This is a genomic window from Bradyrhizobium sp., assembly GCF_050014615.1.
Classification (GTDB): domain Bacteria; phylum Pseudomonadota; class Alphaproteobacteria; order Rhizobiales; family Xanthobacteraceae; genus Bradyrhizobium.
The window spans coordinates 1-2,924 of record NZ_JBEKCZ010000348.1 but is presented as its reverse complement, the minus strand read 5'-3'; the positions used below and the strand labels follow the sequence as shown (position 1 = coordinate 2,924).

Annotated in this window: 3 protein-coding genes; all 3 read left to right on the top strand. The window is 61.3% G+C overall.

The genetic code is table 11. The features are described 5' to 3' along the window. The coding region (locus ABR948_RS29370; RefSeq protein ID WP_428124803.1) for a hypothetical protein at positions 1 to 792 on the top strand (792 nt) is incomplete at its 5' end. 295 nt (positions 793 to 1,087) lie between these two features. Continuing rightward, entirely contained in the window at positions 1,088 to 2,068 is a 981-nt protein-coding gene (locus ABR948_RS29365; RefSeq protein ID WP_428124801.1) for an ABC transporter substrate-binding protein, read from the top strand. Between the two features lie 314 nt (positions 2,069 to 2,382). Then, on the top strand, positions 2,383 to 2,924 hold a 542-nt coding region (locus ABR948_RS29360), incomplete at its 3' end, for a DeoR/GlpR family DNA-binding transcription regulator (RefSeq protein ID WP_428124799.1).

Here is a 2,924-nt window from a genome sequence, read left to right as displayed (position 1 = left end):
TTCTATGTCGCCGGGCTCGGGCTGACCCGCGATCCCTATCTGATGGTGTCCGACGACAATATGTGGGTCAACGCCGGCAGGAGCCAGTTTCACCTGCCGAGCGGCGAGGCGCAGCTGTTGCGCGGCCATACCGGCATCGTCATTTCGGGTCGCGCGGCGCTGCTCGACCGGCTCGCGCGTGTCGCCAAAAAGCTGCACGGCACCAAATTCGCGTTCAGCGAGCACAATGATTATGTCGAGGCGATCTGTCCGTGGGGCAACCGTGTGCACTGCCATGAGCCGGACGCGGCGCGTTTCGGGCGCATCACGCTCGGCATCCCCTATGTCGAATTCGCAGTGCCGGCCGGGACCGCGAAAGGCATTGTTGCCTTCTATCCCGAGATCATGGGAATGCCCGCCGAACTCGACCACGGCGACGCGACGCTCGCGCGCGTCAAATTCGGCAAGGACCAGTATCTTCTGTTCCGCGAGACCGATCGGCCGCAGCCGGATTATGACGGCCACCATGTCCAGATGTACATCACGGACTTCTCGGGTCCGTACCGCCGGCTGGCCGAGCGTGACCTGATCTTCAGCGAGGACAACCAGTACCAATACCGCTTCCGCGACATCATCGATCCCTTAAGCGGCAAACACCTGTTCACGATCGAGCATGAGGTGCGCAGCACCACCCACCCGATGTTCCTGCGGCCGCTGGTCAACCGCAATCCGGCGCAGACCAACCTCAATTATTCGCACGGCCACGACCAATGGGAGTGGGCGATGGAACCGAACCGGTACGACGGACGATAGGGACGGCGCGCCACGCGGGTTCTGCCTGCGGCCGCTCTGAGACATTCCGACTGACCCTAAAAAGGTCTGCTGATTGCAGCAGATCGGAAGTCAGTGACCAATGGCCTGAATGACGCGATTGACCCACACACGACTTAGCATAGCAAAACGTCAGAACGTTTTGCCAGGGCGCCGCCCACACGTGACCCAACCCAGACATCGGCCGAATTTATGACAATTTAGGCCCGGAAACCCTTTTGCCCCTTTCAGGACGCCGCTCACCAGTTACGATATCCTCGAATTACCGAGGGTAGGCATGAGACGGCGGGACTTTATCAGTTTCATCGGAGGTGCAGCGGCGGCCTGGCCATTTACCGTGGGCGCGCAGCAGGCCCGCAAGTTGCCGACCGTTGGTTACTTGGCCGCAAATACGGAACCAGCCGACCGCCCTCGTCGCGCTACATTTGTACAGCGGCTTGCCGAACTTGGTTGGGCGGAAGGTCGCACCGTGAGGATTGAGTATCGCTGGGCTGACGGCGCCGCTGAGCGCGCTGCCGAGATCGCGCCCGACTTGGTCCGCCTACCAGTCGACGTCATCGTAACGAGTGGCGACGCTTTTGTCCTCGCGGTCAAGAAAGTAACGACGACGATCCCAATTATCTTCATGTCAGCCGGAGATCCTGTTGGCAACGGCTTGGTTGAAAGCCTGGCACGACCTGGTGGGAACGTGACCGGCCTCTCCCTTGAATTGACCGAAACAGTAGGCAAGCGACTCGAAGTGTTGCGTGAAATCGTTCCAGACATGCGTCGGTTGGCAATTCTGTTCCGCGTCGTGGAAAAGCGGGCCAACCTGGAGCTTGACGCGGCGCGCGCAACAGCACGCACGTTCAGCCTCGATACTATAGATGCGGGAATCCGAAGTGGTGACGATATCGCGCCTGTAATCGAATCCCTCAAGGGTCGCGCAGACGCAATCTATGTCTGCCTCGACCCGACGGTGTTCACCAATGCGACGTTGATTAATACCCTGGCATTGGCGGCACGACTGCCAGTCAGCCATGGTGTTCGAGAGAGCGTTCTGACGGGAGGTCTGATGTCCTACGGACCCGACTTCCCAGATCTCGCCCGGCGCGGCGCCGAATTGGTTGACAAGGCTTTGCGGGGCACAAAGCCCGCCGATATTCCGGTGGAGCAGCCTACAAAGTTTGATCTCGTCATCAACCTGAAGACGGCCAGAAGTCTTGACCTGACAATCCCGCCGACTTTACTCGCGCGCGCCGACGAGGTGATAGAGTAGGCGCCGTTGATACCGCCTTTGGGTACGAACCGGACCACCAGCGATTTCCGCAGCTGGGTCGCTCTCGGGGATAAAAGCGGACGGTCCGCCGCGGTCCTGGCCGGTGTGACCGTCGGACCTGCCGCCTGAGCCGTCGCGCAAATTGCCACCAGGCCGGCACAAACATTTCCCGGGCCGTTGCAGAAATGCGAAGCGCAAGTCGCTTTAACCAGGATTCCCCTTTCGGTCCCTGAACGGACCTTGAGGCCGATCTGTCGCGTTGACCGGCCAGCCGAACAGTCGCACCATGGGGCATCTTCCTGTCCGGGTGTCCATTGACTGGTCTCACGCATCGTCAATCCGAAATCCTCAATATCGCCCGCGCCTTTGGCCGGGTGATGGTGGAGGATCTGGCCCGGCGCTTCGAGGTCTCGGCGCAGACCATCCGCAAGGATTTGAACGATCTGTGCGATCACCGCTCGCTGACGCGGATTCATGGCGGCGCCATCATCGCCTCGGGGGTCGAGAACCTGGCCTATGAAGCGCGCCGCTTCGTCGCCGCCGAGGAGAAGAAGGCGATCGGCGCGGCCGCCGCGGCCCTGATTCCGAACGGCTGCTCGCTGTTCATCAATATCGGCACCACCACGGAAGAAGTCGCGAGCGCCCTGACCTCGCATGAGGACATGCTGGTGATCACCAACAACCTCAATGTCGCGATGTTGCTGTACCGGCACCCCCGCATCGAGGTGATCGTGGCCGGCGGCACCGTGCGCCGGGCCGACGGCGCGGTGATCGGCTCGACCGCGATCGGCCTGATCGGCCAGTTCAAGGTCGACTATGCCATCATCGGCGCCTCCGCGATCGACGAGGAGGGCGC